Below are 5,074 nucleotides of genomic sequence, written 5' to 3'. Positions count from 1 at the left end.
CGATCCTGCCGCCTTCGATCTCTATGCCTACAATACCGATGACTACGCCCGCACGCTGGTCTTCGAGAACACGACCGCCTTCCAGCCGGGCTCGATCAGCCCGGACGGGCAGCATATCGCGCTGGTGCGCAACCGTACCTCTGCCGACAGCGACATTTTCCTCGCAGACCTCACCAATGGTGATGCCGAGCCGGTGCTGATCACCGGGCATGAAGGCAATATCGCCTATGGCGACTACACCTTCACTCCGGACAGTGCGGGCCTCGTCTTTGCCACCAACGAGCACGGCGAGTTCAATCAGGCCTGGGTGCACGACATCGAGAGCGGCGAGAAATCCCCGCTCATCGAGGCGGACTGGGACGTGATGTATGTCGGCTATTCGCCGTCAGGCCATTACCGTGTCCATGCGATCAACGAGGATGGCCGTACGTCCGTGACCTTGCTGGACACGCGGTCTGGCGAGCCTGTGCAGCTTTCCGGCCTGCCTGATGGCGATCTGGGCGGTGTGCGCTTCTCGCGTGATGAGAGCCGGATCGCCCTTGCGGTCAGCTCCTCCACATCGCCTGCAGACATTTATGTGGCTGATCTGGCAACGGGCGAGACCCGTCGGCTGACGAGCGCGCTCAATCCGGAGATGGATGAAGCCCATCTGGTGGAAGCGCAAATCGTGCGGTTCGAGAGCTTTGACGGGCTCGAGATACCCGGCATTCTCTACGTGCCGCATGGCGCGGACGCGGAAAATCCCGTGCCGGCGCTGGTCTGGGTCCATGGCGGTCCGGGCGGTCAGAGCCGGGCCGGCTACTCGGCCGCGATCCAGCACCTCGTCAATCATGGCTATGCCGTCTATGCCGCGAACAATCGCGGCTCATCGGGCTACGGCAAGACCTTCTACCACATGGATGACCGCCGCCATGGCGAGGAAGACTTGCGCGACATTGTGGCCGCTGGCGACTGGCTGCGTGAGCAGGACTGGGTGCGCGATGACGCGGTCGGCGTGATTGGCGGCTCCTATGGCGGCTATATCACGGCGGCGGCGCTGACCTTCCACCCGGAGGCGTTTGATGTCGGCATCAACATCTTTGGTGTCACCAACTGGGTGCGCACGCTGGAATCCATCCCGCCATGGTGGGAGAGCTTCCGCGAGGCGCTCTATGACGAGATGGGCGATCCGGCGACCGATGCCGAGCGTCACCGGGCAATCTCGCCGCTTTTCCATGCAAGCAACATCGTCCGCCCGATGCTGGTCATCCAGGGCGCAAACGATCCGCGCGTCCTGCAGGTGGAAAGCGATGAGCTGGTCGAAGCCGCACGCGCGAACGGCGCGACGGTGGAGTATGTGATCTTCCCCGATGAAGGCCATGGCTTCCTGCGCCGGGAAAACCGGATCACGGCGTCCAATGCCTATGTGACCTTCCTTGATACCTATCTCTCCGGCAACGGCGAGTAGGCGGGAACATGACTGCCAGACGGGTTGCCGGGGCCTAGCCCCTGGCAGCCCGCCAGGCTCTGGCAAGAGCCATGAAGCCGTCTGGCGCAATCGTCTCGGCGCGGGCCGACGGGTCAATGTCGCAAGCGGTCAGCAAGTCTTCCGCGCTGGCTCCGGTTTGCGAGGCAGCCTGTCCCAGCGATTTGCGCAACGTCTTGCGGCGCTGACCGAAGGCGCTGGCAGTCACCACTGACAGTGCCTCGACATCCGCAAAGCGCTGCTCATCGTCCAGTGGATCGACCACGACGACCGCGCTGTCGACCTTGGGAGGCGGCGTGAAGGCGCGCGCGGGCAGGGTGAAGGCATAGCGCGCCCTTGCCCGCGCTGCGGTCAGGATGGCGAGGCGTCCATAGGCCTCTTCGCCGGTGCGCGCGACGATGCGTTCGGCGACTTCCTTCTGGAACATCAGGACAGCCCGGTTCCACCAGACAGGCTCGGCTTCGAGCCAGCCGGTGAAGAGTGCGGTGCCGACATTATAAGGCAGGTTCGCGGCAATGACCGTACGCGTGCCCGGTGCGAGGCCCAGCGCCTCCCGCCCGACTTTCAGTGCGTCGGCCTCTATCACCGTCAGGCGGTCATCATAGGCGGCGCTGATCTCCTCCAGGGCGGGCAGGAAGCGGGCATCCTTCTCGATGGCGATGACGCGGCTTGCCCCTTCGCTCAGAAGCGCGCGGGTGAGGCCGCCGGGACCGGGGCCTACCTCCACCGCGACGCTTGCGGGCAGGTCATCGCACAGGCGGGCAATCTTCGCCGTCAGGTTCAGATCGAGCAGGAAGTGCTGGCCGAAGCGTTTGTCGGCGGCAAGGCCGTGGGCCGCAATCACCTCGCGCAAGGGAGGAAGGGTATCACCGCTCATGCCGCGCCTGCCCGGTTGGCGGCGATGCGCGCTGCGAGGCGAAGGGCGGCGATCAGGCTGTCTGGCCGGGCAATACCCTCGCCCACAATATCCTTGGCCGTGCCGTGATCGGGCGAAGTGCGCACAATCGGCAGGCCCAGCGTCACGTTCACACCGCCGTGGAAGTCCAGCGTCTTGACAGGTATCAGGCCCTGATCGTGATAGAGGCAGATGGCTGCGTCATAGCGTTCGCGGGCTTCGGCGTGGAACATGGTGTCGGGCGGCATCGGCCCGGCAATGGCGATGCCCTGGCCCCTCAAGGCATCAAGCGCGGGGCGGAGAATGTCGATTTCCTCACGGCCGATATTGCCGTCCTCGCCCGCATGGGGGTTGAGACCCGCCAGGGCGAGGCGCGGGGTGGCAATCGCGAAGTCCCGGGCGAGCGCCTCATGTGCCACCTTCGCGGTATGAATGATGGCGTCGGATGTGAGGGAGGCGATGGCCTCCTTCAAGGGCTGGTGGATCGTCACGAGAACCGTCTTCAGCGTTTCGACCGCCAGCATCATCACCGGGCCGCGCGCACCAGAATAGGGCATGTCCGCCGTCAGATGCGCCAGAAACTCGGTATGGCCGGGAAAGGCGAAGCCTTGCCCGTAAAGCACCGATTTCGAGATGGGGTTGGTGACGATGCCTGACGCCTCTCTCTCCCGCACAAGGGCAACGGCGTCCTCGATGGAGGTCAGGGCCGGATTGCCGGGCCGGGTTGGCAGAACCGGCAAGGCTGTCTGAAACGTCTCTGCAATCTGGCCGCAGGCGGCAATGGCGCGAGGGGGAGCCAGATCCAGAGCGCGCGCCGTTGCCGCGAGAACGTCCTGACCGCCGGTGACGGCAAAGCGCAAGGGCGAGGCGCGCAAGGCGGTCCAGGCCTTCAGGGCGATTTCGGGTCCGATACCGTCCGGATCACCCAGGGTGAGGATGAGGGGCGCGGGCGCCGTTGGCATCAAAGCTCGCCAACCATCTCCACCGTGGCGTCATTGCGCAGGTCGCGCAGCCAGCGGCGCGCCAGAAGCGAAAGCTGCTGGTTGACGATCTGGTTCTCGATCTCGTTGGCGCCCGGCATGCCCGGACCACCAATGCTGCGGTCACACAGGATGAAGACCTGAAGGCCCGCTGCCGTTTCCAGAACCGAGCTCGCCTGACCGCTTTCAAGGCCGGACAAGGCAGTGCGGATCTGCGGCACCAGAGCGTTGGCGCCTACCGTTCCCAGATCGGTGATGATGGCTTCGGGCACGCGGGCAAAGGCACCGCGCACGTCGGCGCAGCCCTGCACGTCGGCAGCGGAGCGTTCCAGCGCAGACCGGCGCTCGGGCGTCACTTGCGAGGAGACGAGCGTGACCTGTTGCAGGGTGAATTGCTCGGTGACCTGGCCGTCGCGGCGGTCGGCCAGAGCGACAATCATGTAGCCGCCGGGCACGCGGATCGGGTTGGAAATGCTGCCCACCGGCATTTGCTGGACGACTTGCGCCACTTGCGGACGAAGCTGCGCTGCGCTCAGCCAGCCGGCATCACCACCAGCCGCAGCAGAGGGCGCATCGGACATTTGCTGCGCGACAGCGGGGAAGGGCGCGCCCTGTTCCAGCGCGCCGTAAATGGCCATGATGCGCTGTTCAGCGTCGCTCTCGGCGCCGCTCGCCGGAAGGGTCACCATGATCTCGGCAACGCGGTACTGGGTCTGTGACGCGCTTTCGGCAAGGCGCTCGAGCGCGTTTTCGATCTGCGCATCGGAGACCCGGATACGATTGCGGTAGCGGCCGCTCACCAGATAGGACCAGGCGATTTCCGCGCGCAACTGCTGGCGTATCGTATCGATGCTGGCACCGGTACTTTCCAGTTCGCGCTGGAATTCGGCCACCGTCATGCCGTTGCGCGCAACGTTGTCTGCAATGGCCTCGTCGACTTCCTCGTCAGTGACAGGCACCTCGAACTCGGCGGCTGTCTGAAGTTGCAGCGTTTCCTCGATCAGCGAGCGCAGGGCCTGTTCGCGCACCTGCACGAGCACTTCCTCGTTTGGTTCAATCCCCGAAGTGCTCAGGATGAAGCGCATGCGGTCACGCACCTCATAGGTCGTTATCGGCTGGTCATTGACGATGGCCGCGATGCCTTCGACCTGCTGCGCATGCACGCTGCCGGACAGCACCATGGCAAACGGCACCGCAAGGCTCAGCACAAGACGCTTCAGGGTCGCAATCGGCATAGGGTTCAGTTCCCGGTTATCTACCCGCAGACCATACTGATCACGAGCTTTGAGGCAATCTTGAGGACAGGGTGCATGACAGCTTCTAACCGTCCTCGGTCAGAGCGATATACAATAGCGCAGTCAGCGCAAACAAGGCAGGTGCCGACCAGGCCGCGCTGACCGTGTCGAGACTGCCCGCCGAACCGAGCCCGGTCAGCATGCGCTGCAGGAAATACAGGATAAATCCGCCAATCCCGCCCGCCAGCGCAAACCCGGCCGCGCCGCCCAGGCGCGTCAGGCGCAAGGTGGCGGCAATCGCCATCAGAGCGGCGGCAGCCAGAAGCAAAGGCTGGGCCAGCAGTGACTGCCAGCGTATCTCGTAGACGCGCGTCGAAAGGCCCGCTTCGCGCACCGAAACGATCACTTCGGGAAGGCGCCAGAAGGAGACGCCCTGCACCGAGCGTGTGCGCTCGAATAGCGCTTCCTGGCCGATTGTCGTCGGCAGTGAAATGTCCCC

The 5,074-nt window shown here is 64.6% G+C and carries 5 protein-coding genes; 1 reads left to right on the top strand and 4 read right to left on the bottom strand.

The window, feature by feature from the left end; translation table 11 throughout:
- Positions 1–1,447, top strand: a 1,447-nt coding sequence (locus ACTS2Z_RS14135; protein ID WP_442573845.1) for a S9 family peptidase, incomplete at its 5' end; no start/stop codon positions are given.
- Between the two features lie 34 nt (positions 1,448–1,481).
- Here the strand turns inward: ACTS2Z_RS14135 and rsmA are convergent.
- From rsmA to ACTS2Z_RS14115, 4 genes are all read right to left on the bottom strand, one after another.
- Positions 1,482–2,342 carry a 16S rRNA (adenine(1518)-N(6)/adenine(1519)-N(6))-dimethyltransferase RsmA gene (gene rsmA, locus ACTS2Z_RS14130; protein ID WP_442573844.1) on the bottom strand — a complete coding sequence of 287 codons (861 nt, stop codon included), beginning with the start codon at positions 2,340–2,342 and terminating at the stop codon, positions 1,482–1,484.
- Positions 2,339–3,322, bottom strand: coding sequence for a 4-hydroxythreonine-4-phosphate dehydrogenase PdxA (pdxA, locus tag ACTS2Z_RS14125; RefSeq protein ID WP_442573843.1), 984 nt, complete (start codon positions 3,320–3,322; stop codon positions 2,339–2,341). Before pdxA ends, rsmA begins: the two co-directional genes overlap by 4 nt.
- Positions 3,322–4,575, bottom strand: a complete 1,254-nt coding sequence (locus ACTS2Z_RS14120) for a peptidylprolyl isomerase (protein ID WP_442573842.1) — start codon at positions 4,573–4,575, stop codon at positions 3,322–3,324. Before ACTS2Z_RS14120 ends, pdxA begins: the two co-directional genes overlap by 1 nt.
- A gap of 85 nt (positions 4,576–4,660) precedes the next feature.
- Positions 4,661–5,074: LptF/LptG family permease (locus tag ACTS2Z_RS14115; RefSeq protein ID WP_442573841.1), on the bottom strand; the 414-nt coding region annotated here is incomplete at its 5' end.

It is taken from the genome of Glycocaulis sp., assembly GCF_052168375.1.
GTDB lineage: Bacteria > Pseudomonadota > Alphaproteobacteria > Caulobacterales > Maricaulaceae > Glycocaulis.
The sequence above is the reverse complement of the archived record's forward strand: the minus strand, read 5'-3'. Positions and strand labels throughout refer to the sequence as shown.

Excerpts from the sequence above, each read along its gene's own strand:
- rsmA (WP_442573844.1), bottom strand. The coding sequence starts at position 2,342 with ATGAGCGGTGATACCCTTCCTCCCTTGCGCGAGGTGATTGCGGCCCAC.
- pdxA (WP_442573843.1), bottom strand. The coding sequence starts at position 3,322 with ATGCCAACGGCGCCCGCGCCCCTCATCCTCACCCTGGGTGATCCGGAC.
- ACTS2Z_RS14120 (WP_442573842.1), bottom strand. The coding sequence starts at position 4,575 with ATGCCGATTGCGACCCTGAAGCGTCTTGTGCTGAGCCTTGCGGTGCCG.